The sequence below is a fragment of the Shinella sp. Sh6 genome (assembly GCF_055392685.1).
This window is the reverse complement of sequence record NZ_AP044005.1, coordinates 2,496,614-2,519,911: the sequence shown is the minus strand read 5'-3', so window position 1 is coordinate 2,519,911 and position 23,298 is coordinate 2,496,614. Positions and strand designations below refer to the sequence as shown.

General features: G+C 66.7%; 25 protein-coding genes. 16 read left to right on the top strand and 9 right to left on the bottom strand.

The genetic code is table 11. The annotated features are described in order from the left end of the window. Window positions 1-6: 6 nt before the first annotated feature. On the bottom strand, window positions 7-1,368 hold the full coding sequence (locus ACZ5TO_RS12115; protein WP_464798259.1) for an NAD(P)-dependent oxidoreductase: 1,362 nt from the start codon (window positions 1,366-1,368) through the stop codon (window positions 7-9). Window positions 1,369-1,612: 244 nt separating this feature from the next. Between ACZ5TO_RS12115 and ACZ5TO_RS12110 the strand changes: the two genes are divergently transcribed. The 9 genes from ACZ5TO_RS12110 to ACZ5TO_RS12070 all read left to right on the top strand — a co-directional run bounded on the left by ACZ5TO_RS12110 (window position 1,613) and on the right by ACZ5TO_RS12070 (window position 11,693). Then, window positions 1,613-2,566: a sugar-binding transcriptional regulator gene (locus ACZ5TO_RS12110; protein ID WP_464798258.1), complete on the top strand. Its 954-nt coding sequence runs from the start codon at window positions 1,613-1,615 to the stop codon at window positions 2,564-2,566. A 178-nt stretch (window positions 2,567-2,744) separates the two neighbouring features. Next, window positions 2,745-4,055: an ABC transporter substrate-binding protein gene (locus ACZ5TO_RS12105; protein ID WP_184143780.1), complete on the top strand. Its 1,311-nt coding sequence runs from the start codon at window positions 2,745-2,747 to the stop codon at window positions 4,053-4,055. A 250-nt stretch (window positions 4,056-4,305) separates the two neighbouring features. Beyond that, entirely contained in the window at window positions 4,306-5,178 is an 873-nt protein-coding gene (locus ACZ5TO_RS12100; RefSeq protein ID WP_464798257.1) for a carbohydrate ABC transporter permease, read from the top strand. Between the two features lie 12 nt (window positions 5,179-5,190). Then, complete coding sequence (locus tag ACZ5TO_RS12095; protein WP_184143776.1) at window positions 5,191-6,015, top strand: carbohydrate ABC transporter permease; 825 nt, start codon at window positions 5,191-5,193, stop codon at window positions 6,013-6,015. A 14-nt stretch (window positions 6,016-6,029) separates the two neighbouring features. Further along, window positions 6,030-7,031 (top strand): ABC transporter ATP-binding protein, encoded by a 1,002-nt coding sequence (locus ACZ5TO_RS12090; protein ID WP_464798256.1) that lies wholly within the window; start codon window positions 6,030-6,032, stop codon window positions 7,029-7,031. Continuing rightward, window positions 7,028-7,801: an L-iditol 2-dehydrogenase gene (locus ACZ5TO_RS12085; RefSeq protein ID WP_464798255.1), complete on the top strand. Its 774-nt coding sequence runs from the start codon at window positions 7,028-7,030 to the stop codon at window positions 7,799-7,801. Before ACZ5TO_RS12090 ends, ACZ5TO_RS12085 begins: the two co-directional genes overlap by 4 nt. A 57-nt stretch (window positions 7,802-7,858) precedes the next feature. Then, entirely contained in the window at window positions 7,859-9,343 is a 1,485-nt protein-coding gene (locus tag ACZ5TO_RS12080; RefSeq protein ID WP_464798254.1) for a mannitol dehydrogenase family protein, read from the top strand. Between the two features lie 74 nt (window positions 9,344-9,417). Beyond that, entirely contained in the window at window positions 9,418-10,110 is a 693-nt protein-coding gene (locus tag ACZ5TO_RS12075; RefSeq protein ID WP_464798253.1) for an HAD family hydrolase, read from the top strand. Next, on the top strand, window positions 10,110-11,693 hold the full coding sequence (locus ACZ5TO_RS12070; protein WP_464798252.1) for an FGGY-family carbohydrate kinase: 1,584 nt from the start codon (window positions 10,110-10,112) through the stop codon (window positions 11,691-11,693). Before ACZ5TO_RS12075 ends, ACZ5TO_RS12070 begins: the two co-directional genes overlap by 1 nt. A gap of 285 nt (window positions 11,694-11,978) precedes the next feature. Here ACZ5TO_RS12070 and ACZ5TO_RS12065 read toward each other — a convergent pair whose 3' ends face one another. Continuing rightward, entirely contained in the window at window positions 11,979-12,776 is a 798-nt protein-coding gene (locus tag ACZ5TO_RS12065) for a response regulator (protein WP_464798251.1), read from the bottom strand. Window positions 12,777-12,938: 162 nt separating this feature from the next. Here ACZ5TO_RS12065 and ACZ5TO_RS12060 point away from each other — a divergent pair, with 162 nt between their 5' ends. The 3 genes from ACZ5TO_RS12060 to ACZ5TO_RS12050 all read left to right on the top strand — a co-directional run bounded on the left by ACZ5TO_RS12060 (window position 12,939) and on the right by ACZ5TO_RS12050 (window position 15,289). After that, on the top strand, window positions 12,939-13,118 hold the full coding sequence (locus ACZ5TO_RS12060) for a NepR family anti-sigma factor (protein WP_464798250.1): 180 nt from the start codon (window positions 12,939-12,941) through the stop codon (window positions 13,116-13,118). A gap of 8 nt (window positions 13,119-13,126) precedes the next feature. Beyond that, window positions 13,127-13,681, top strand: coding sequence for an RNA polymerase sigma factor (locus ACZ5TO_RS12055; protein ID WP_184143760.1), 555 nt, complete (start codon window positions 13,127-13,129; stop codon window positions 13,679-13,681). 108 nt (window positions 13,682-13,789) lie between these two features. Further along, window positions 13,790-15,289: a sensor histidine kinase gene (locus ACZ5TO_RS12050; RefSeq protein WP_464798249.1), complete on the top strand. Its 1,500-nt coding sequence runs from the start codon at window positions 13,790-13,792 to the stop codon at window positions 15,287-15,289. Between the two features lie 32 nt (window positions 15,290-15,321). Here ACZ5TO_RS12050 and ACZ5TO_RS12045 read toward each other — a convergent pair whose 3' ends face one another. From ACZ5TO_RS12045 to ACZ5TO_RS12020, 6 genes are all read right to left on the bottom strand, one after another. Continuing rightward, window positions 15,322-15,753, bottom strand: a complete 432-nt coding sequence (locus ACZ5TO_RS12045) for a hypothetical protein (RefSeq protein ID WP_184143756.1) — start codon at window positions 15,751-15,753, stop codon at window positions 15,322-15,324. Between the two features lie 31 nt (window positions 15,754-15,784). After that, entirely contained in the window at window positions 15,785-16,183 is a 399-nt protein-coding gene (locus tag ACZ5TO_RS12040) for a glycine zipper domain-containing protein (protein ID WP_184143754.1), read from the bottom strand. A 115-nt stretch (window positions 16,184-16,298) separates the two neighbouring features. Further along, window positions 16,299-17,087 carry a heme ABC transporter ATP-binding protein gene (locus tag ACZ5TO_RS12035; protein WP_464798248.1) on the bottom strand — a complete coding sequence of 263 codons (789 nt, stop codon included), beginning with the start codon at window positions 17,085-17,087 and terminating at the stop codon, window positions 16,299-16,301. Between the two features lie 4 nt (window positions 17,088-17,091). Next, the gene (locus ACZ5TO_RS12030) at window positions 17,092-18,162 is read right to left on the bottom strand and encodes a FecCD family ABC transporter permease (RefSeq protein WP_464800385.1); all 1,071 of its coding nucleotides are present in this window, start codon (window positions 18,160-18,162) and stop codon (window positions 17,092-17,094) included. 37 nt (window positions 18,163-18,199) lie between these two features. Next, on the bottom strand, window positions 18,200-19,141 hold the full coding sequence (locus ACZ5TO_RS12025; RefSeq protein ID WP_464800384.1) for a heme/hemin ABC transporter substrate-binding protein: 942 nt from the start codon (window positions 19,139-19,141) through the stop codon (window positions 18,200-18,202). A 24-nt stretch (window positions 19,142-19,165) separates the two neighbouring features. Beyond that, entirely contained in the window at window positions 19,166-20,212 is a 1,047-nt protein-coding gene (locus tag ACZ5TO_RS12020; protein WP_184143747.1) for a hemin-degrading factor, read from the bottom strand. A 250-nt stretch (window positions 20,213-20,462) separates the two neighbouring features. Between ACZ5TO_RS12020 and ACZ5TO_RS12015 the strand changes: the two genes are divergently transcribed. From ACZ5TO_RS12015 to ACZ5TO_RS12000, 4 genes are all read left to right on the top strand, one after another. Next, on the top strand, window positions 20,463-20,894 hold the full coding sequence (locus tag ACZ5TO_RS12015; protein WP_464798247.1) for a hypothetical protein: 432 nt from the start codon (window positions 20,463-20,465) through the stop codon (window positions 20,892-20,894). 58 nt (window positions 20,895-20,952) lie between these two features. Then, complete coding sequence (locus tag ACZ5TO_RS12010) at window positions 20,953-21,846, top strand: energy transducer TonB family protein (RefSeq protein WP_464798246.1); 894 nt, start codon at window positions 20,953-20,955, stop codon at window positions 21,844-21,846. 392 nt (window positions 21,847-22,238) lie between these two features. Further along, a complete protein-coding gene (locus tag ACZ5TO_RS12005) occupies window positions 22,239-22,628 on the top strand; it encodes a DUF2325 domain-containing protein (protein ID WP_184143862.1) in 390 nt (129 codons plus the stop codon). Beyond that, entirely contained in the window at window positions 22,625-22,894 is a 270-nt protein-coding gene (locus tag ACZ5TO_RS12000; RefSeq protein ID WP_184143741.1) for a hypothetical protein, read from the top strand. The genes ACZ5TO_RS12005 and ACZ5TO_RS12000 overlap by 4 nt, the downstream gene beginning before the upstream one ends. Window positions 22,895-22,931: 37 nt before the next feature. On the opposite strand, the gene ACZ5TO_RS11995 is transcribed toward ACZ5TO_RS12000, so the two are convergent. Beyond that, complete coding sequence (locus ACZ5TO_RS11995) at window positions 22,932-23,297, bottom strand: DUF423 domain-containing protein (RefSeq protein WP_464798245.1); 366 nt, start codon at window positions 23,295-23,297, stop codon at window positions 22,932-22,934. Between the last annotated feature and the right edge of the window lies 1 nt (window position 23,298).

Sequence of the window (23,298 nt, the reverse complement as noted above, 5' to 3'; positions counted from 1 at the left end):
TCCCCTTCAAGCGACGGCAAAGGCCGGCTGCGCGGCGGCAGCGAGCATGCGGTTGATCGAATCGGCCGCGTCGCGGCCCTGCGCCACCGAGGTGACCGTCAGGTCCTCGCCGGCCTTCACGCAGTCGCCGCCCGCCCAGACATTGGGAAGGGAGGTGCGGCCCTCCGCATCGACGGCGATGCGCCCGCTAGCCAGCGCCAGAGCGCCGAGGCCGGCGGCCTCGAAGGTCTGGCCGATGGCCTTGAAGATCTGGTCGGCGGCGAGCGCCCCGATCTCGCCGGTGCCGGTGAGCCTGCCATCCCGCATCTCGGTATATTCCACCTCGATGCCGGCGACCTGTCCGTCGCGCGCGATGACGCGCTTGGGCTGGAGCCAATGGCGGATCATCACGCCCTTGGAAGCGGCGAGGTCCTGCTCGAAGGGCGAGGCATTCATGTGCTCCTTGCCGCGGCGGTAGCAGATCGTCACCTCCTCCGCGCCGAGGAGCCTGGCCTGGACGGCCGCGTCGATGGCCGTCATGCCGCCGCCGATGACGACGACGCGCCGGCCGACCGGGACCGTCGCCTTGTCCGCCGCCTGCCGCAGCTCGGCGATGAAATCGACGGCGTCGACGACGCCGGGAAGGTTTTCACCCTCCGCGCCGAGCGCGTTGACGCCGGCAAGGCCCATGCCGAGGAAGACGGCGTCGAAATTGGCAGTGAGGTCGGCGAGGGTGAAGTCGCGGCCGAGCTTCAGGCCGTTCTTCACCTCGATGCCGCCGATCGCGAGCACGTAGTCGACTTCGTCTTGCGCGAAGTCGTCGACCGCCTTGTAGGTGGCGATGCCGTATTCGTTGAGGCCGCCGGCCTTCTCGCGCGCCTCGAAGATCACGACGTCGTGGCCGTTCATGGCGAGGCGATGGGCGCAGGCAAGGCCCGCAGGTCCGGCGCCGACGACGGCGACCGCCTTGCCGGTGCGCGGCGCGCGCTCGTAGAACTGCCGGTTTTCCGTCATCGCGACGTCGGTGGCGTAGCGCTGCAGGCGGCCGATCTCCACCGGGCGCTGCTCGGCGGTGTTGCGCACGCAGGCCTGCTCGCACAGCGTCTCGGTGGGACAGACGCGGGCGCACATGCCGCCGAGGATGTTCTGGTCGAAGATCGTCTTCGCCGAGCCGAGCGGGTTGCCCGTCGAGATCTGGCGGATGAACAGTGGAATGTCGATAGAGGTGGGACAGGCCGTCATGCACGGCGCGTCGTAGCAGAAGTAGCAGCGGTCTGCGGCCACCAGCGCCTCATGGTCGTCGAGGCGCGGGTGAAGGTCGGAAAAGTTCGTCTCGTATTCGGAAGGCGCAAGACGCCCCCGATGAATCCCAGATTGCGTCGTTCCCATCATTATCTCCCATTCGCGTGGGCTTTTTGGATAGGGAACGGTAACTCAGCTTTATTTTTTTATCAAACGGTAAAATTTCGCGGGGAATCCCGGTTTTCCGGGGTTTTCTCCGGATAAAAACATGATTTTCGCAGTTGTGTTTTCGTTCCGTTTCCGTCCGTACTGTCCTTGCCGCGCCATGAGATGACGTTTGACAGGTCGCATGAAAACATGCAGCAAATCGTATGAAGCAATGAGGTCGGTAATGGCGAAGCGGACGGAAGCAGCCGGGCGGCTGGACGATGCGGCGAGGGCCGGTTGGCTCTATTACGTCGCCGGCCGCACGCAGGACGAGATCGCCGCCGCCATGGGCATTTCCCGCCAGTCGGCCCAGCGCCTCGTGTCGCTGGCCGTCGCCGAGCGGCTGATCAAGGTGCGGCTTGACCATCCGATCGCCGAATGCCTGGAGCTCGGCGAGGCGCTCAAGCGGAAGTTCGGCCTCGTCCATGTCGATATCGTGCCCGGCGATCCGGGCTCCAGCTCCACCACGATCGGCATCGCAGAGGCGGGGGCGGCGGAAATCGAGCGCTGGCTGAAGAAGGCCGAGCCCATCGTGCTCGCCGTCGGTACGGGCCGCACGCTGAAGGCGGCGATCGACCAGCTTCCGGCCATGGAATGTCCGCAGCACCGCATCCTCTCGCTGACGGGCAATATCGGGCCGGACGGCTCGGCCGCCTACTACAACGTCATCTTCTCCATGGCCGATGCGGTCAAGGCGCGGCACTATCCGATGCCGCTGCCGGTGCTCGTCTCCTCGACGGAGGAACGCGACCTCCTGCACCGGCAGAGCCTCGTGCAATCGACATTGAAGCTCGGCCGGGAGGCGGATGTCGCCTTCGTCGGTATCGGTGAATTGGGCGCCGATGCGCCGCTCTGCCTCGACGGCTTCCTCGACCCGCAGGAAATGGCGCGGCTGATGGAAGAGGGGGCCGCCGGCGAGATCTGCGGCTGGATGTTCGACCGCAACGGCAAGCTGCTCGAAGGCAGCATCAACGAGCGCGTCGCCTCCGTGCCGCTGCCGCCGCGCGAGACGACGACGGTGATCGGCCTTGCCAAGGGCAGGCGCAAATACGACGCCCTTCTTGCGGCGCTGAGGGGCGGCATGATCAACGGCGTCATCACCGACGAGACCACGGCCCGCTACCTGCTCTCGGCCTGAGCCCGGCGCTTCGCCCGGCAGGCAAACACCGTCCCCAACAGAAATTTCCCATGCGATTCAAGGCGTGCATGCGTCTGTGTGCGGTGCAGCATCGAATGGCCGTTGACTTTCTCCGGCATTCTGTGAGTAATTGCCCATGAGCGAAGCAAATGCTCAACATCCTTCTGGGAGGAAGATAATGAATTTGAGAACCCTTCTGCTGGGCACCTGCTCGGCTGCTCTCCTTGCCGGTTTCGCCAATGCCGAAACGCTGACCATCGCCACCGTCAACAACGGTGACATGATCCGCATGCAGGGGCTGACGGACGATTTCACGGAAAAGAACCCCGACATTCAGCTCGAGTGGGTGACGCTCGAGGAAAACGTGCTGCGCGAGCGCGTCACGACCGACATCGCGACGAAGGGCGGCCAGTACGACATCGTCACGATCGGCAACTACGAGGTTCCGATCTGGGCGAAGCAGGGCTGGCTCGTCTCGCTCGACGGCCTCGGCGCCGACTACGACGTCGACGACCTGCTGCCGGCGATCCGCGGCGGCCTTTCGGTCGACGGCAAGCTCTATGCCGCGCCGTTCTACGGCGAATCCGCCATGATCATGTACCGCAAGGACCTGTTCGAGAAGGCCGGCCTCACCATGCCCGATTCCCCGACCTGGGAATTCATCGGCGAGGCGGCCCGCAAGATCACCGACCGCAGCGCCGACATCAACGGCATCTGCCTTCGCGGCAAGGCCGGCTGGGGCGAGAACATGGCGTTCCTCACCGCGCTCAACAACTCCTTCGGCGGACGCTGGTTCGACGAGAAGTGGCAGCCGCAGTTCGACCAGCCGGAATGGAAGGCATCGCTGCAGTTCTACGTCGACATGATGAAGGACGCAGGCCCGCAGGGCGCCTCCTCGAACGGCTTCAACGAGAACCTGACGCTGTTCCAGCAGGGCAAGTGCGGCATGTGGATCGACGCGACGGTCGCCGCCTCGTTCGTCTCGAACCCGAAGGACTCGACGGTCGCCGACAAGGTCGGCTACGCGATCTTCCCGGATACGGGCAACGGCAACCACGGCAACTGGCTGTGGTCGTGGAACCTTGCCGTGCCGTCGAGCTCGACCAAGGCCGAGGCCGCGCAGAAGTTCATCGCCTGGGCGACCAGCAAGGGCTACACCGAGCTCGTCGCCAGCAAGGAAGGCTGGGCCAACGTTCCTCCGGGCACGCGCACCTCGCTCTACAAGAGCGAAGACTACCAGAAGGCAGCGCCCTTCGCAGCGCCGACCCTTGCGGCGATGGATGCGGCCGACATCACCAAGCCGTCGGTCAAGCCGGTACCCTATACGGGTGGCCAGTTCGTGGCGATCCCTGAATTCCAGGGCCTCGGCACGACAGTCGGCCAGCTCTTCTCGGCGGTGCTCGCCGGCCAGTCCTCCGTGGACGACGCCCTTGCACAGGCCCAGACGACGGCCGTGCGCGAAATGACCCGCGCCGGCTACATCAAGTAAGCCACCTCCCCAAGGACAGGCTGCCCGGGATGCGTTCCGGGCAGCCGTTGAACGGGGTATCTGTTCCGGCGCTTGCCCCTCATCCCCCTGCCGGGACCTTCTCCCCGCAGGCGGGGAGAAGGAGGAAGACGGCGCGCCCATCCTTCCTCGCCCCGCTTGCGGGGAGAGGATGCCGGCAGGCAGGTGAGGGGCCGCTGGCGCCCTTTTGTGAATGCAGCATCGGCCGGCTAGCGGCTCTCGGGAGGAAACCATGGCGACGGAGAACACGCGCGGACTGGCGCGGCTGATGTTGGCGCCCTCTGTGGGCTTGCTTCTGATCTGGATGATCGTGCCGCTGGCGATGACGCTGTGGTTCTCGTTCCAGAACTACAACCTCCTCAATCCGGGCAATGTGAGCTGGACGGGCCTCTTCAACTACAAGTTCTTCTATACGGACCCGGCGTTCTTCCAGTCGATCTGGAACACGCTTCTGATCGTCGGCGGGGTGCTGCTCATCACCGTCATCGGCGGGATCGCGATTGCGCTTCTCCTCGACCAGCCGATGTGGGGGCAGGGGATCGTGCGCATCATGATCATCTCGCCCTTCTTCGTGATGCCGCCGGTGGCCGCGCTCGTATGGAAGAACATGATCATGCATCCGGGCTACGGGGTGCTGGCGGATATCAACAGGGCGCTCGGCTTCCAGCCGATCGACTGGTTCGCGCAGTTCCCGCTGCTGTCGATCGTCATCATCGTCGCCTGGCAATGGCTGCCCTTTGCAACTCTCATCCTTCTGACCGCGCTGCAATCGCTCGACGGCGAGCAGAAGGAAGCCGCGGAAATGGACGGCGCCGGCTTCGTTTCCCGCTTCATCTACCTGACGCTGCCGCACCTGTCGCGCTCGATCACCGTCGTCATCCTGATCCAGACGATCTTCCTGCTCGGCGTCTATGCGGAAATCCTCGTCACCACCAATGGCGGGCCGGGCTATGCCTCCACCAACCTGCCGTTCCTGATCTACCGCACCGCGCTTCTCGGCTACGACGTCGGCGGAGCCTCCGCCGGTGGCATCATCGCCGTCATCCTCGCCAACATCGTCGCCCTCTTCCTGATGCGCGCCGTCGGCAAGAACCTGGACAAGTAAGGGGATACGACCATGGCTAGAGCCGTCTCGACCAGAAGAACCGCCGTCTTCACGATCGCCGCCTGGATCGTCGCGCTGATCATCTTCTTCCCGATCCTCTATACGATCGTCACCTCGTTCAAGTCCGAGACGGAGGCGATCAAGGGCTTCAACCTCATTCCCTCCGGGACGGTGGAGAGCTATGCCGCCGTGCAGGCGCAGAGCAACTACTTCAAGTTCTTCCTGAACTCGGTGGTCATCTCCGTCGGCTCGACGCTGCTGGCGCTGGCCCTTGCGATCCCGGCGGCCTGGTCCATGGCCTTCTCGCCGACGCGGCGGACCAAGGACATCCTGATGTGGATGCTCTCGACGAAGATGATGCCGGCCGTCGCCGTGCTGGTGCCGATCTACCTCATCTTCCGCGACACGGGCCTGCTCGACACCCGCTTCGGCCTGACGGTGATGCTGACGCTGATCAACCTGCCGATCGTCGTGTGGATGCTCTACACCTATTTCCGCGAGATTCCCGGCGAGATCCTCGAAGCGGCGCGCATGGACGGCGCCGGCCTCCTGCAGGAGATCGTGCATGTGCTGACGCCGATGGCCGTGCCCGGCATCGCCTCGACGCTGCTCCTCAACATCATCCTCGCCTGGAACGAATCCTTCTGGACGATCCGCCTGACGACGACGAACGCGGCCCCGCTGACCGCCTTCATCGCCTCGTTCTCGAGCCCGCAGGGCCTGTTCTGGGCGAAACTGTCGGCAGCCTCCACGCTCGCCATCGCCCCCATCCTCATCATGGGATGGTTCAGCCAGAAACAGCTTGTCCGCGGCCTGACCTTCGGCGCCGTGAAGTAAGGGGAGGGAAAACCATGGGCAAGATCATCCTGAACAAGGTCAACAAGTCCTTCGGCGCCACGCAGGTCATCCCGGGCATCGACCTTGCCATCGAGGACGGCGAGTTCGTCGTCTTCGTCGGCCCGTCGGGCTGCGGCAAGTCCACGCTGCTGCGCCTCATCGCAGGGCTGGAGGACACGACGAGCGGCACCATCGAGATCGACGGCAAGGACGTCACCTCCGCCGCCCCCGCCAAGCGCGGGCTCGCCATGGTGTTCCAGTCCTATGCGCTCTATCCGCACATGACCGTGAAGAACAACATCGCCTTTCCGCTGAAGATGGCGAAGACCGATCCGGCGATCATCGAGAAGAAGGTGACGGAGGCCGCGCGCGTCCTCAACCTCACCAACTATCTCGAACGCCGGCCGGGACAGCTTTCCGGCGGCCAGCGCCAGCGCGTGGCCATCGGCCGGGCGATCGTGCGCGAACCGTCGGCCTTTTTATTCGACGAGCCGCTGTCGAACCTCGACGCGGCGCTGCGCGGCACGATGCGCCTGGAGATCAGCGAGCTGCACCACCAGCTCAAGACGACGATGATCTACGTCACCCACGACCAGGTGGAGGCCATGACCATGGCCGACAAGATCGTCGTGCTGAATGCCGGCAATATCGAGCAGGTCGGCTCGCCCATGGACCTCTACAACCGGCCGGCAAACCTCTTCGTCGCCGGCTTCATCGGCTCGCCGCGCATGAACTTCGTCACGGGCGAGGCGGCAAAGCCCTGGAACGCGCCGACCGTCGGCATCCGGCCCGAGCATATCCGGCTTTCCAGGGAGACCGGCACCTGGAAGGGCGTCGTCGGCGTTGCCGAGCATCTCGGCTCCGACACGTTCCTGCACGTCCATGTCGAGGGCGTCGGCACGATGACGGTGCGCGCCGACGGCGACTTTGGCGGCACCCATGGCGATGCCGTCTTCCTCACGCCCGACGAGAACCGCATCCACCGCTTCGACGACAAGGGGCTGGCAATCCGATGAAGAGACTTGAGGGCAAGAACGCGCTCATCACGGGATCGGCGCGCGGGATCGGCCGCGCTTTCGCGGAAGCCTACGTGCGCGAAGGCGCCCGCGTCGCCATCGCCGACATCAATATCGAGCGGGCGCAGGCGACGGCGGAAGAGATCGGCCCGGCCGCCTACGCCGTCCAGATGGACGTCACGCGGCAGGATTCCATCGATGCGGCCGTCGCGGCCTGCGCCGACAAGGCCGGCGGGCTCGACATCCTCATCAACAATGCCGCGCTGTTCGATCTTGCGCCCATCGTCGAGATCACGCGGGAGAGCTACGACCGGCTGTTCTCCATCAACGTCGCCGGCACACTCTTCACGATGCAGGCGGCCGCGAAGCAGATGATCGCGCAGGGGCGCGGCGGCAAGATCATCAACATGGCAAGCCAGGCCGGCCGGCGCGGGGAAGCGCTCGTCGCCATCTACTGCGCCACCAAGGCGGCGGTTATCAGCCTCACCCAGTCGGCGGGGCTGAACCTTATCCGGCACGGCATCAACGTCAACGCCATCGCCCCCGGCGTGGTCGACGGCGAGCACTGGGACGGCGTCGACGCGCTCTTTGCCAAATACGAGAACCGGCCGCTCGGCGAGAAGAAGCGCCTCGTCGGCGCGGAAGTGCCTTTCGGCCGCATGGGCACGGCGGACGACCTCACCGGCATGGCGATCTTCCTTGCGTCCGAGGAGAGCAACTACGTCGTCGCGCAGACCTACAATGTCGACGGCGGCAACTGGATGAGCTGAGGCCCGCCGCTGCGGGCCGGCAAATGCATGGACCGGACGAACCGGAAGGAATGGATCATGACCACGAAACTGTCGCTCGCCAATCTCGGGCAGATCGCGAAGACCGCGAGCGTTCCGGCTTACGGACGCGCGGGCCTTTCGGCCGGCATCGTTCATTTCGGCGTCGGCAATTTCCACCGGGCGCACCAGGCGATCTATCTCGACGACCTGTTCAATCTCGGCCACGACCATGACTGGGCCATCGTCGGCGCCGGCGTGCTGCCCTCCGATGCGGCGATGCGCGAGAAGCTTGCCGGCCAGGACTTCCTGACCACCGTGGTCGAGCAGGACAACAACCGCTCCGGCGCGCGCGTCACCGGCGCGATGATCGACTATCTCGCCCCGGGCGATGCGGCAGCGACTGTCGCGCGCCTTGCCGACCCGGCGATCCGCATCGTCTCGCTGACGATCACCGAGGGCGGCTATTTCATCGATCCGGCTTCCGGCGTCTTCGATCCCGCCCACCCGGCGATTGCGGCCGATGCGGCGAACCCCGCCGCGCCGAAGACGGTGTTCGGCCTCATCCTCGCCGGCCTCAAGGCCCGCCGGGACAAGGGCCTTGCGCCCTATACGGTCATGTCCTGCGACAACATTCCCGGCAACGGGGAGGTGACGCACGCGGCCGTCTCCGGCCTTGCGCGCCTTTCCGACCCGGCGCTCGCCGACTGGATCGACGCCAATGTCGCCTTCCCGAACGGCATGGTCGACCGCATCACGCCGGCGACGGGCCCGCGCGAGATCGGCATCGTCGCGGATGAGTACGGCATCGACGACGCCTGGCCGGTCTTCTGCGAGGAATTCAAGCAATGGGTGCTGGAGGATCATTTCCCGCTAGGCCGCCCGGCGCTGGAGAAGGTCGGCGTGCAGTTCGTGCCGGACGTCGCGCCCTACGAGCACATGAAGATCCGCATCCTCAACGGCGGGCATGCGGCCATCGCCTATCCGGCGGCGCTGCTCGACATCCATTTCGTGCACGAGGCGATGGAGGACCCGGATATCCGTGCGTTCCTCGCCAAGCTGGAGCATGACGAGATCATTCCTGTCATCCCGCCCGTGCCGGATACCGACCTCAACGACTATTTCGCCCTCATCGAGCGACGCTTCTCCAATCCGAAGATCGCCGACACGATCCCCCGCCTTGCGCAGGACGGCTCCAACCGCCAGCCGAAGTTCATCCTGCCGTCCACCGCCGACAGGCTGTCGCGCGGCGAGGACGTCACCGGCCTCTCGCTCGTCTCGGCGCTGTGGTGCCATTATCTTGCCGGCACGACGGACAGCGGCAAGCCGATCACCTTCAACGACCCGAATATCGAGCGCATCCACGCCGCGGCAAAGGCGGCGAAGAGCGATCCGTTCGCCTTCCTGGAGCTGAAGGACATCTTCGGCATGGTGGCGGGATCGGACCTCTTCCGCAGGCGCTTTGCCGCCGCCCTCGGCTCGCTCCAGGCGAACGGCACGCGCGCGACGCTGAAACGCTACCTGGAAGACAGGCTGGCAAATTGAGGAAAGCCGGCAACGGGGCTTTTCATCGAAAGGGGCAGACAGTACGACGGGGGCCGGAAACGGAACGAAACGCCATGGCCGCCAAAACGACAGAACTGGTCATTTTCGATTGCGACGGCGTGCTGGTCGACAGCGAGCCGATCTCGATCGCGGTGCTGGTCGAGGCCCTTGCGGCGGCGGGCGTGACGATGAGCGAGGAGGAGGCGCATGTCCGCTTCCTCGGCCGCAGCCTCAAGAGCATGTCGGAAATCCTGCATGACGACTACGGCCTTGCGATAGACGCGGCCTTTCTCGACGCCATGCGCAAGGTGCTCTATGAGCGTTTCCGGGCGGAACTGCGAGCCGTCGAGGGGGTTGCCGAGACGGTCGATGCGCTCGGGATCGCCCATTGCGTCGCCTCGTCGAGCCAGCCGGAGCGCATCCGCCTGTCGCTCACCGTCACCGGCCTCCTCTCCCGCTTCGAGCCGAACATCTTCAGCGCCAGCATGGTCGCGCGCGGCAAGCCGGCGCCCGATCTCTTCCTTCATGCCAGCGCCGCCATGGGCGTTGCGCCTGAATACTGCGTGGTGGTGGAAGACAGTCCCGCGGGGATCGCCGCGGGCAAGGCGGCCGGCATGCGGGTCGTCGCCTTCACCGGCGGTTCCCATGCGAAGACGCCGGGGCATCGCGAGACGCTGCTCCGGCTGGAGCCCGACGCCCTGTTTGACGACATGCGGGAATTGTTACAGTTTGTCCGCGACGAAAAGGCCGACGGGAAAGAGCATTGATGCGCAATCTGATCGTTGCGGTGGACATCGGCACAGGTAGCGCCCGCGCCGGTGTGTTCGACCGGAGCGGCCAGTTGCTCGGCCGGGCGGAGCACCCCATCGCCATGCGCCGGCCGGATGCCCTCTCGGCGGAACACGATTCGGAGGATATCTGGCGGGCCGTCTGCACGGCGGTGAAGTCCGCCTGCGAGGCGGCCGGTGCCAACCCTGCGCAGGTTGCGGCCCTCGGCGTCGATGCCACCTGCTCGCTCGTTGTGCGCGACGGCGCGGGAAGGCCGCTCGCCGTCTCGGGCGGCGCGGAGGCCCGCTGGGACACCATCGTCTGGCTCGATCACCGCGCGCTCGCCGAGGCCGATATCTGCACGGCGGCCGATCATCCGGTGCTTGCCCATTCCGGCCGCGTGATGTCGCCGGAAATGGAGATGCCCAAGCTGATGTGGCTGAAGCGCCATCGGCCGGAGCAATGGGCGAAGGCCGGCTATTTCTTCGACCTCGCCGATTTCGTCACCTGGCGGGCGACGGGCGTGAACGCCCGCTCGCGCTGCACGATGACGGCCAAGTGGAACTACCTCTCCCATGAGAAGGAGCCGTGGAACGCCGATTTCCTCGCCGCCATCGGGCTTAAGGACGTGCGCGAGCGCGGGAGCCTTCCTCTGGAGACCCTGCCGCTCGGAACGGCCATCGGCCGGCTGACGGCGGAGGCGGCGGAAGAACTCGGGCTCGACACGGGCTGCGTGGTCGCCGCCGGCCTCATCGACGCCTATGCCGGGGCGCTCGGCGTGCTCGGCGCCTTTGCCGGGGAGCCTGAGCGGCTGGAGCGCCAACTGGCGCTGATCGGCGGCACGTCGAGCTGCGTCGCCGCCTTCTCGCGGACGCGAAAATTCGGCTTCGGCCTGTGGGGCCCCTATTACGAGGCGGTGCTGCCGGGCTGGTGGCTGGTCGAGGGCGGCCAGTCGGCGACAGGCGCGCTGCTCGACCATATCGTGCGCCTGCACAGCGCCGGGGGCGAGCCGACGGCGGAAAACCATGCCCGCATCATCGCCCGCATCGCCGCCTTGCGGGAGGAAGAGGGCGATGCGTTCGGCGCGCGCCTTCACGTCCTGCCGGATTTCCACGGCAACCGTTCGCCGCTTGCCGATCCGCACGCGCTCGGCGTCATCAGCGGCCTTTCGCTCGATGCCTCCTTCGACGGGCTGTGCCGGCTCTACTGGCGCAGTTGCGTCGCCATCGCGCTCGGCGTCCGCCATATCCTCGGCAAGCTCGGCGAATGCGGCTATCCGCTCGATACGCTGCATGTCGCCGGCGGCCATGTGCGCAATCCCTTGCTGCTGGAACTCTACCGCGACGCCACCGGCTGCCGCATCGTGGTGCCGAAGACCGGGGACGCCGTGCTGCTCGGAACGGCGATGGTGGCGGCGGTTGCCGGCGGGCTCCATGCCGATCTTCCGGCGGCGGGCGCGGGCATGTACGGCGGCGGGCGCGAATTCCTGCCGGATGCCGCCCGCAAGGCCGGCTACGACCGGGATTACCGGCGTTTCCTGGCGCTGCTGCGCCACCGCATGGAACTCGAAACGCTCGACTGAAAATATTTCCGGAAAAATCTGCAACCGGGCGGAACCAAAGCGCCGGATACGTGTTTTGCTGCTGTCGCCGGTCTGCGCATGTTCCCCAAATGCGAGGCCCTCGACCGGCGATTTACCACGAAACCGTGTCCCCCTCCGGTCCGTGGATACTCAAGCAGCCAGTGCCTTCCGGCGCTGGCTGTTTTCTTTTGGGCGGTTGCGAAGGCCGGATATGCGAAAGCGGCGGTGGGCGTGCCGTCCCACCGCCGCTGACCGCGCCGCCGCTGCGGCTGTCCGGGAGCGAGATCAGGCCGCTGCGCGCGCTGGCGGGGCAAAGAGAAGGGCCTGATTGATCAGGACCTTCACCTGCTCCGGGTTGAAGGGCTTGGAGACGAGGAAGGCCGGTTCCGGCCGCTCGCCCGTCAGTAGCCGTTCAGGGTAGGCGGTGATGAAGATGACGGGGATCGTCGTTCGCGAGAGGATGGAATTGACGGCATCGATGCCGGAGGAGCCGTCGGCGAGCCGGACGTCGGCAAGGACGAGCCCGGGGCGGCTTTCGCTCCACAGCGCCTCGGCTTCGCTCTGCGTGCGGGCGATGCCGGTGACCCGGTGGCCCATGCCGCTCACCATATGGGCAAGGTCGAGCGCGATCAGCGGCTCGTCCTCGATGATCATGATGCCGGTCTCGGCCTGCGCGGCGATCTCCTCGAAGGCGGCGTCGAGCAGGGTGCGGATGGCCGTCGCCTCCGCCTCCAGGATCTCGGCCGTCCGTTCGACGGAAAAGCCCTCGACGGTGGCGAGGAGAAGCGCCTGCCGGCCGAGCGGGGGAACGCCGGAAAGATCGAAGGGCGTCTCGGTGCCGGGGGAAATGGAATCGGCCGTGGCGCGGGCCATCGAAACGGGGAGCGAGGAGATGATGCGGCTCAAGAGGCCGAAGAGGCAGACCTTGTCGTCTCCGCCCACCGGCATGACCGTGGGATCGATCAGAATGGTCTCGAGGGTCGCGGCGACATAGGCGTCGCCCGACGACTGGGTTCCCGTCAGGGCGCGAGCATAACGGCGAAGGGCCGGAAGGTGAGGCCCGATACGGTCGGAAATCGGCATGAGATGTCCCCTGTTTTCGATTTGCTGCACTTGCAGTTGACGGTTTGAACGCGGAAGCCAAATTTAGGTTCCGGGAGGCGGAACTTTTTTTGAAGCGGGGCATTCCTTCGCGGAATTCGTCGTCAGGGCAGATGAAAGATGGAAGTGGCCTAAGTGAATACAGTGGAAACGAAGACAAACGGGGGACAGCCTCCGTCGAAAGCGGGCGATCCCAACGCCCAGATTGCCATGAAGCTGCGCGCCTTCTACCATTCGGTACAGGATGAGGCGCTTCCTCAAAGGTTCCTGGACCTTCTCGAGAAACTGGATGCCGCCGAAGGCGGCGTGCGACGGGCCGAGTGAGGGACGCGATGGATCAGGAACAGACCACGTTCAAGCGGGAACTGCTGGCGGTGCTGCCAAGCCTGCGCGCCTTTGCCATCTCGCTGATCGGCCGGCACGACCAGGCGGACGACCTGGTGCAGGACACGATCATGAAGGCCTGGGCCAAGCAGGAACAGTTCGAGATGGGCACCAACATGAAGGCCTGGCTCTTCACGATCCTGCGCAACGAGCTCTACAGCAAGCTGCGCAAGCGCGGCCGCGAGGTGCAGGACAGCGACGGCATCTTCACGGAGAACCTCGCGCAGCATCCTTCGCAGTACGGCTCGCTCGACATGCAGGACTTCAAGAAGGCGCTGGAAAAGCTGCCGGACGAACAGCGCGAGGCGATCATCCTCGTCGGCGCGTCGGGCTTTTCCTACGAGGAGGCGGCGGAAATCTGCGGTTGCGCCCTCGGCACCATCAAGAGCCGCGTGAACCGCGCCCGCCAGCGTCTGCAGGAACTCCTCCAGATCAGCGGCGAGGGCGACTACGGCCCGGACTCCGTATCGGCGCCGATCACCTCGCGCGCCTTCGTATCCTGACGGCACCATGCCGTCCGCCATGGCGGCGGACGGCAAAAGATGAGGGGACTGAAGCGAATATGTGCCTCCCTTGATGAAACGGAGCACGGAATCGCTTACCGAAAAGGCATGAAGGACAACGTTCACCCATTGCCGTCCGACGTTGCCGCGGTGCTGGAAGCTCCAGACCGGCTGGCGGCACTCAATGCCGCCATGCCGGTGTTCCTCGGTCCCGATCCGGATTTCGACGATATCGCCGCCCTTGCGGCGGGGTTCGTCGACGCGCCGATTTCCCTCGTCACCGTTCTCGGGCGGACCGACCAGTGGTTCCTCGCCCGGCAGGGCACGCCGGAAATCCGCGCGCCGTCGGAGGATTCCTTCTGTGCGCGCATGCTGGCCGAGCGGGTGCCGCTGGTCATTGCCGATGCGCGCAAGGACAAGCGCTTCTCCGGCCTGCCGTCCGTGACCGGCGCGCCGCGCCTTCGCTTTTATGCCGGCGTGCCGATCGTCCTCGACGGCCAGGCGATCGGCACGGTCTGCATCTACGACGTGAAGTCGCGCCGCACGGTGCCCAAGGAGCTTGTGCACCGGCTGGAGCAACTGGCCTCGCTCGCCGCCTCACTCATCAAGCTGAAGGAGGAAACGCGCCGGCGCACGGTCGCCGCCGAAGCGCTCTCGCGCGACGAGAAGCGCCACGCGCTGGCGCTCGACGCGGCCAATGTCGCAAGCTGGCTGTGGGATATCTCGACGGGCACCGTCTCGGGCAACGAGACCTTCTACCGCATGCTCGGCGTCCGGCCGGGAAAGCCGATGAGCGCGCGGAAATTCTTCATGCTGGTGCATCCGGCCGACCGCAAGCTCACCATCGACCGGCTGCGCAACGCGCTTGCCACCGGCAAGGAATATGACGGCCTGTTCCGCGCCGCCCATTCCGACCGCTGGCTGCTGGGGCGCGGGCGCGTGCACGAATGGGACGTGGACGGCAAGCCGGCCACCTTCCTCGGCATCAATGTCGACGTGACCGACGGGCAGCTCGCCTCGGAGCGGACGCGGCTGCTCCTCCGCGAGCTCAACCACCGGGTCAAGAACACGCTCGCCATGCTGCAATCGCTGGCGCGGCAGACCCTCCGGCAGACGAGCGATCCCGTCGAGTTCATGGATGCCTTCGCCGGCCGGCTGCAATCGCTCTCGGAGGCGCACGGGCTCCTCAGCGACCACGAATGGGGCGTCATCCACCTGAAGATGCTGCTCCAGAAGCAGATCATGCCCTATGCGATCGACTACGACAGCCAGATCGAGATCCACAAGGACGAGGTGGAGCTGGGGCCGGACGAGGCGGTCGGTCTCGGCCTCGTCCTGCATGAACTGGCGACCAACGCCCGCAAATACGGCTCGCTTTCCGTGCGCACCGGCAAGGTGGTCATCACCGCCCGCATCGTCAACGAGGACGGCCATCGCGTGCTCAACATGACCTGGCACGAGGTCGGCGGCCCGCCGGTCAAGGCCGACGGCCGGCGCGGCTTCGGCTCGGTGCTGATCGAGCGCAGCCTCGACAAGATCCTCGGCAGCAGCGTGCATGTCGAGTACCTGCCGAAGGGCGTCACCGCCGTCGTGCGCATGCCGCTCTGAGAGCGGCACGGTCGGTTTTCAGGAAAAATCGGTCAGTCGTCGTCCCGCCGGGATTTCGGGGCGAGCAGGAAGCCGAGGGCGAGCGCCACGGCGGTCGCCGCGAAGGGCTTCCTCACGGCGACGGTGGCGGCGGCCGCCATCAGGTCGCGGCGGGCGGCAAGCTCGCGGCGGCGGAGGCGCCGGCGCTCGCGTTCGCGCCGGTTGCGGGCGGCAACGACGCCGAGCACGATGAGGGCGAGCAGCAGGAAGCCGGCGGCAAGGCCGAAGAGGGCCGGCACGGCGCCGTAGCGGTCGGCAAGCGCCACCGCGCCGCCGACGACCGCCAGCACATAGGCCGTCAGCAGCATGAGCCCGATGGCAAGGCCCGCTATGGCGTTGCGCTTGGCGATGTCCATCGTCTCGTCCACCCGGTCACCGACGCGGGTGACGAGATTCTGGACGAGGATTGCCCCCAGTGACAGCATGTCGATGCGCTCCGTTGGTGGAGGAGAAGGATCAGCGCCGCAGCAGGGCGGCGAGGAGGAAGCCGGCGGCGGCGGCGATGCCGAGCGTCGTCAGCGGGCGCTCGTGCACGGCCTTGCGGGCCTTCTGGCCGGTGTCGCGGTAGCGCGCCTGGAATTCGGCGAGAATGTCTTCCCCGGCGGCGATCATGTCGGCGATGTCGCTCTGGGCGCGGTCCTTGAGGTCGTGGGCGGCATCGCCCATGTCCGCCTTCACCGCGCGGGCCTTCTTGCGGATGCTCTTGGCGCCGCCCGCCGCGTCGTCGGCCATGAGGCGGGCGAGCGATGCGATCTCGGCGCGCAGGTCCGCGATCTGGTCCTCGACGGCCCGGGCTTCGTCCGCGACGGTGTCGCGAAGGTTCTTGCTGCGGGATGAAAACAATCCGTTGGCCATGCCGTTTCTCCTTTTGCGGATCGCCCGCGGCCTGGCGCGGGGCGACAGCGCTCCACCCCCTTGGCGGAACGGTCTCGGGCCAAAAACGCGCAATCTCGCAAAAGGTTCCGGAAAATCAGGACGAAGCGGTGTGCGGCAGCACGAAGGGGGCGCCCGAGGCGGGCACGCCGTTAATGCGCATGCGGCAGCCGAAGACGGCCTCCATGGCGTCGTCGGTCATCACCTCGGCGGGCGGGCCGGCGCGCTCGATGCGGCCGCCCTTCATCATCACCATATGGTCGGCGAACATGGCGGTGAGGTTGAGGTCGTGCATGACGGCGATCACCCCGCCGCCGGCCTCGCAATAGCGCCTTGCAAGCTGCATGATGGTAAGCTGGTGGCGGATGTCGAGGGCCGAGACCGGCTCGTCGAGCATGAGGAAGCAGGGCTCGCCGTCGAGCACGGGTTCCCAGATCTGCGAGAGGACGCGGGCGAGTTGCACGCGCTGCTGCTCGCCGCCGGAGAGCTCCTGGTAGAAGCGGCCGGCAAAGCCGCCGAGATCGACGGCGGCGAGCGCCTCGGCGGTGATGGCGTCGATGCGCTCGGCATGCCGGTTCGGCCCGACGGTGAGGCCGAGGCGGACGATCTCGCGGACCGTGAAGGGAAAGGCGATGGTGGCCGCCTGCGGCAGCACCGCGCGCCTGGTGGCGAGCTGCCAGGGTTCGAGCCCGCGGATGTCGCGGCCGTTGAGGGTGATCTCGCCCTTGCTGGCAAGCTCGCCGGCGATGGCCTTGAGCGTGGTCGTCTTGCCCGAGCCGTTGGGGCCGACGATGGCGGTGAGTTCGCCGGCCCTGGCCGTCAGCGACACGCCTTCGACGATGGTCCTGCCGGAGAGGCCGACCGAAAGGTTCCGTGCAAGGATCATCGCGTCACCAGCCGTTCCGGCCGCGGTCGCGCAGGAGCACCCACAGGAAGAAGGGTGCGCCGGCAAGCGCGGTGATGATGCCGATCGGCAGTTCGGCGGGCGCGACGAGCGTGCGCGCCAGCATGTCCGCGCCGAGCATCAGCACGCCGCCGAGAAGGGCGGAGGCCGGCAGCAGGTAGCGGTGGTCCGGGCCGATGACGATGCGCAGCAGGTGCGGCACGACGATGCCGACGAAGCCGATGCCGCCGCTGACGGCGACGGAGGCGCCGACCGCGCCGGCGACGGCGACGACGGCGGTGTATTTCAGCCGCTGAACCTTGACGCCCATGTGGAAGGCCGCGGCCTCGCCGAGCGTGATAGCGTTGAGGCCGCGCGAGAGGAACGGCACGACGAGGAGGGCAAGGAGGATGACCGGGCCGGCGGCGAAGAGCTTCGCCCAGGTCATGCCCGACAGCGAGCCGAGGCTCCAGAACGTGATGTCGCGGAGCTGCTTGTCGTCGGCCATGTAGATGAGGACGCCGGTGGCGGCGCCCGCGAGCGCGGCGATCGCGATGCCGGCAAGCAGCATGGTGGCGACCGAGGTCTGCCCGCCGCGGGTGGCGATGCGATAGAGGAGCAGCGTCGTCAGGAGGCCGCCTATGAAGGCGGCGGCGGGAAGCGCGAAGGCGCCGAGCGCCAGCATCAGGCCGGCCGGCAGGCTGGCGCCGAGCACGATCATCAGCACCGCGCCGAGCGCGGAGCCCGCGGAGATGCCGACGAGGCCGGGGTCGGCGAGCGGATTGCGGAAGAGGCCCTGCATGACGGCGCCCGACATGGCGAGCGCCGCGCCGATGAGGAAGCCGAGGAGCGCCCGGGGCATGCGGATGTCGAGGACGATGATGCGGTCGCGCACGCTGAGCGCCGTGTCCTCCGTGCCGTGCAGCAGCGCGGCGATGACGTTAAGGGCCGAGGCATCCGAGGCGCCGGTCGCAACCGAAAGCGCGAGCGCGGCGAGCGAGAGGACGACGAGGAGGGCGAGCGTCAGGCGCGCGACGGCCGTCCTGTCACCGGCGGCGCGCGCGTCCTTCGAGCGCATCAGGAAGGAACCGCGCGCGAAAGGGCCGCGCGCAGCGTCATTGAGAGACATTGCCGTAGAGTTCTTTGTTGAGGTCGCGGATGGCGGAGGCGGTGCGCGGGCCGAAGCCGAGCAGGTGCAGGCTGTTCATGCGCAGGACCGCCTTGTTCTGGCCGGCGGGCGTGACGGCAATCGCCGGATGGGCAAGGACTTCCTCGTCCGTGCTGCCCGCGCCGGGGCGCGTCATGACCATGACGACGTCGGGCTTCGCGTTGATGACCGCCTCGTCGGTGAGCGGCTTATAGCCGTCGAACGTGTCTTCGGTCGCGTTGATCGCGCCGGCAAGGCCGATGATGCCGTCGGCGGCGGTGTGCCTGCCGGCGGCCATGATGCGGCCGTTCTGGAAGCTGAGGATGAAGAGCACGCGCTTGCGCTCGCTCTGCGGCCGCCTGGCGGCATCCGCGATGGCGACGTCGAGGTCCGCGCCGACCTTCTCCTCCAGCGCCCTGGCCTTTTCCGGCACGCCGAGGAAATCGCCGACGACGTCGATCTTCTTGAGGATCGCGGCGCGGTCGTAACCTTCCGGCACGGTCTCGAAGGGGATGCCGGCGGTCTTCAGCACGGCGAGCGCATCGGCCGGGCCGCTGCCTTCGACGGCGAGGATGGCGGTCGGGTTGACGGCGATGACGCCTTCCGGCGACAAGGCCCGCATATAGCCGACATCCGGCAGCTTCAGCGCTTCTTCCGGATACATGCTGGTGCTGTCGCGGGCGACCAGCCGGTCGCCTTCGCCGAGGGCGTAGACGATCTCGGTGACCGCGCCGCCGATGGTGACGAGCTTCGAGGTGTCGACCTTCTGCATCTCCTGCGCGACGGCCTCGCGCACGAAGCCGTCCGGGCCGGGCGCGGCGAGCGGCAGGACGAACGGGAGGGAGAGCGCGACGGCGGTGAGCGCCGCACCCAGCGGCCGGACGCGGCGAAGATCGAAGCTCTTGCTCATGGTCATGATCCTTCCGGGATTGCCTCAGGCGGCCGCGCTGTCGGGGCGCGGCAGGTCGGCGAGGAGGCCGCGCCAGTCCTCGCGCTCGCCCATGCCTTCCTTGCGCTTGCCGAAGAACTGCACGATCATCTCGCCGCTCGCGTCATAGGCTTCCAGCGAGGTGACGTGGCCATCCGAAGTCGGCTTGCGCACCACCCAGCATTCGGCGATGTGGTCCGTGCGCAGGTGCATGTGGAAGGTCGGATCGAGCACGTTGAGCCAGGGGCCCATCGGCTGGAGGTTGACGACCGGGCCGGTATGGATCTGGATCGCGCCGTGGTTGCCGGCAAAGCACATGATGTCCGTGCCGCGCTCGGCGGCAAGGCGCAGCAGCTCGCCGACGGCATCGGCGCGCACCTCGTGGGCGAAGTCCTCGCCGACGCTGCGGACGGCATCCTGCCGGGCGATCTTCAGCTTGCGCAGCATGCCGAAGAACTGGTGCGTATCGGTCATCGCGCTCCAGCTTTCGCGCAGCGCCGCGACGTCGACCGGGCCGGTCTCGACGGTCTTTTCGGAGACGACCGCGACGAAGTCCTGCGACTGGTCCTCGAGGCGGAAATCGGCGACGATGGCCTCATAGGCTTCGAGGTTGGAGGCCGGGCGCAGGTGCACCTTGTGGACGGCCGTGCCGGCCTTGTCGAAGAACTGCAGGCTGCGGCGCACCTGCTCGCCGTCGGTTTTGGTGACGGCGAAGCCGTGCGCCCAGGTGCCGGGGAAGATGCGAAGGTCGATGTTCTCGCCGAGCACGATGGAGGCGTGCTTGCCGGTGGTGACTTTCTCGAAGACGCCGATCTTCTCGTGCACCACGCTCTCGTTGCGGGTCAGCGCCATGATCTCGCCGAGCGCCTCGGCGCGCTCCAGAAAGCGGTTGGCGCTGCCGTCGATCCGCACGGCCGTCAGGCCGACTTCCGCTGCGACCAGCGCTGCCTCCGAAATGCCGAGCCGGGCGGCGATGTCACGCTCGCGCATCTTCGGGTTCTCGGCGCGGAAGGCGCGGATTTCGGCGGGGGTCGGGTGGGTCGTGTCGGTCATGGGATCGGCCTTCATCCAAATGCGTGGTACTGCTCGCCGCCGCGTTGGATTCCGGTGAAAAATTCCCGGCGGAACAGCGGTTTGGCGGGGTTTTCGGCGTTTACTATCTTGACTTCATTACTCATATTTATTTATGCACGCAATACCGGAGCGGCAAAGTCATGTTAATTCTTCGACTGCGGCGGCCGGTGGTATCGAGCGCGGCCGGTCTCCGGCCGTTTCCGAAGCGTTTCTCAGGCAGGCAGGCCCCATGACCCTACGCACCCTTCTTCTTTCCGCGACGCTTTCCCTTGCCGCCGCCACGGGCGCGGCAGCGCAGGACGCGGCCGCCGCCAAGGGGCTGGAGGTCGAGCTCAACGCGCTCGCCGCCTCGCAGAAGGGCTGCCTCTTCACCTTCGTCGCGGCCAACGGCCTCGCGCAGGACATTTCCAAGGTTTCCTTCGAATTCGTGATCTTCAACGACAAGGGCACGGTCGAGCGCCTTGCCCTTCTCGATTTCCGCGACCTGCCGGCGGGCAAGTCCAAGGTGCGCCAGTTCGACGTGCCGGGCATAAAGTGCGAGGCCGTCAAGAACCTCTTGATCAACGATGCGCCGGTCTGCGAAGGCGAGGGGCTGGAAAAGGGCCGCTGCATGGACGGTATCGTCACGCGCAGCAAGGCGACCGCCGGCCTCGAAGGCTGAGGCCAAGACCGCGGCCATGACGCGCCGCGATGCATGAAACGGAATGACGGGTGATGTGATGAGTGGAAGCAAGTGGCTCTGGATCGGTGCGGGCGTCGTGTCCCTGCTCGCCCATGCCGGCGCGGCCGCGATTCTCACGCTGGCCCCCGCCGAGAAGGAGGATGAGGCGCTGATCGCCGGCGGCGTCGTCGCCGAGGTGGCGATGCTCGGCAACAGCGCCTTCGAGGCGGTGGAATCGGGCAATCCCGACGACGTCATCAGGCCCGAGGAAATCGAGCCGGACGTGACGGAGCCGGTTCCCCAACAGGTATCGGAAATCCAGCCGACCGAGATCCAGCCGGAGACGACGGAAATGGTCTCGCCGGTCGATTCCTTCGCCTCCGAGCCGGTGCAGGAACTGATCGTTCCTTCCGCCGAAGTGGAGATCGCCGCGGTTCCCGTTCCCGAGATCAAGCCGGAAATCGAGCCGGAGCAGGAGATCAAGCCGGTTCCCGAGAAGAAGGACGAGCCGGTCCGGAAGGTCGAGCAGAAGAAGCCGAAGCCGAAGGTCGTCAGGAAGGCCGGCGAGAAGGGCAAGGCCAGGGCGAGCACGGCAAAGGGCGAGATCGACGGCTCAGCCGACGTCAAGACCGCCTCCGTGGGCGGCCAGAAGAAGGGCAATTCCTCCGCCGCCGGCAATGCCGCCGTCAGCAACTATCCGGGCAAGGTGCGCAACAAGATCAACCGGGCCAAGCGCCGTGCGCCGGGCGGCGAACGCGGCAGCGTCGTGGTGAGCTTCGTCGTCGGCGCGGGCGGGCAGGCGAGCGGCATCCGCATCGCCCGCAGCTCCGGCAGCGGGGCGCTCGACCGGGCGGCGCTCGAATCGGTGCAGCGCGCGGCGCCCTTCGCCAGGATACCGGAGGCCGCGGGACGCGCCTCCTGGGCCTTCAACATCCCGATCGTCTTCAACTGAGATCGTCATTCCCGCCTGTCTGGCGCCGGCGGGATTTTTTTGCGTTAAAATATGAGTTTTGTGGTCATGTTTATACTTTACTGTGAAACTCATGTTTTGTAGGGTGCCCGCGAACCGAGGCTCCGCCCCCTGCGGAGTGCCACAAGGGAGTTTGCATGACCTCCATGACTGCCGGCCGCGCTGAAGCGCTTTTGAAAGCAGCGATCGTCGAGCGCGATCGGCGCATTGCCGATCTGGAACGCCAGCTGGCGGCCCTCAGGAAACAGATGGCGGGCGTGCAGGCGCAGGCACCGGCACTGGCACCGGTGGAAGCGGCGGCTGCCGCCCCGGCGCCGCGCAGCGTGGAAATCACCAAGGTCAAGCGCCGTACCGGCGAAGCGGAGAGGAAGGCGATGCGCGAGAAGCACAGGCAACAGCAGCAGGCCCGCCAGCAGAACGAGGTGCGGGACGACAGCAAGGCCGCGCTCGAAGGGCGCAGCTTCCTCTATGTCGGCGGACGCGATTGCCAGGTGGCGCATCTGCGCCAGATCGCCAGCTCCTACGGCGCGAACCTCATCCACCATGACGGGGGCCTGCGCGAGGCCGTCTCCCGCATCGACAACGTGCTGCCTTCCGTCGACTGCGTCTTCTGCCCCATCGACTGTATCAGCCACGATGCCTGCATCCGCGTGAAGACGGGCTGCAAGAAGTGGGAGAAGGCTTTCGTGCCGCTGCGCAACGGCAGCAAATCCTCCTTCGAGCGGGCCCTGCAGAGCATGACCCAGGGAGACAATGTCCAGTGAATGAAGAAAGACCCGAGGCCTTCATGATGATCGGCCTGCACAAGCTGGCCGCCCAGAACGGCGATGGTCTCGTGCCGGAACTCTACGCGCTCCTGACGCGCCGGACGGAGATGCTGGAAAGCGCGAACGTCACGGCCTTCCCGATCGAGAGCGCCCGCCCGCCGGCCCGCCTTTCGGGCTTCGAGCCCGGCCCGGCGCTCGAGGCGCGCAACGACAATGTCCTTGCCTTTCCCGCGCCGCGCCGGCTGCGGCGGGATTCCATCTAGGTGGCGATGCCCGCGCCCCGCGCTTCGGCGCGGGGCGTCAGCCTTCCCGTTGCGGCAGGAAGGCGCCGAGCGCGACCGCCAGCCAGCCCGCCATCATGATCATGCCGCCGGTCGGGGCCGACATCGGGAAGAGCCCGTGTCCGGAAAAATGCCGGAAGACGAGGTCTCCGGCAAAGAGCGCCGTGCCGAGCGCCAGCAGCAGCGCGGCGAGCGGGGCCGTCCGCATGGCGGGCCAGGCCGCATGAAGCGCGACAAGCGCCGGGGCATGGGCAAGGCACATGGCCGAGGCGCCGGCCATCAGCCGCGGATCGCTGCCGTGGGAGGCCGCCGCCGCCGTGGCGACGCCCGCGATCCCCATGAGTCCGGCGACCAGCAATGTTGCCGAGCGGAACGAAAACGACATG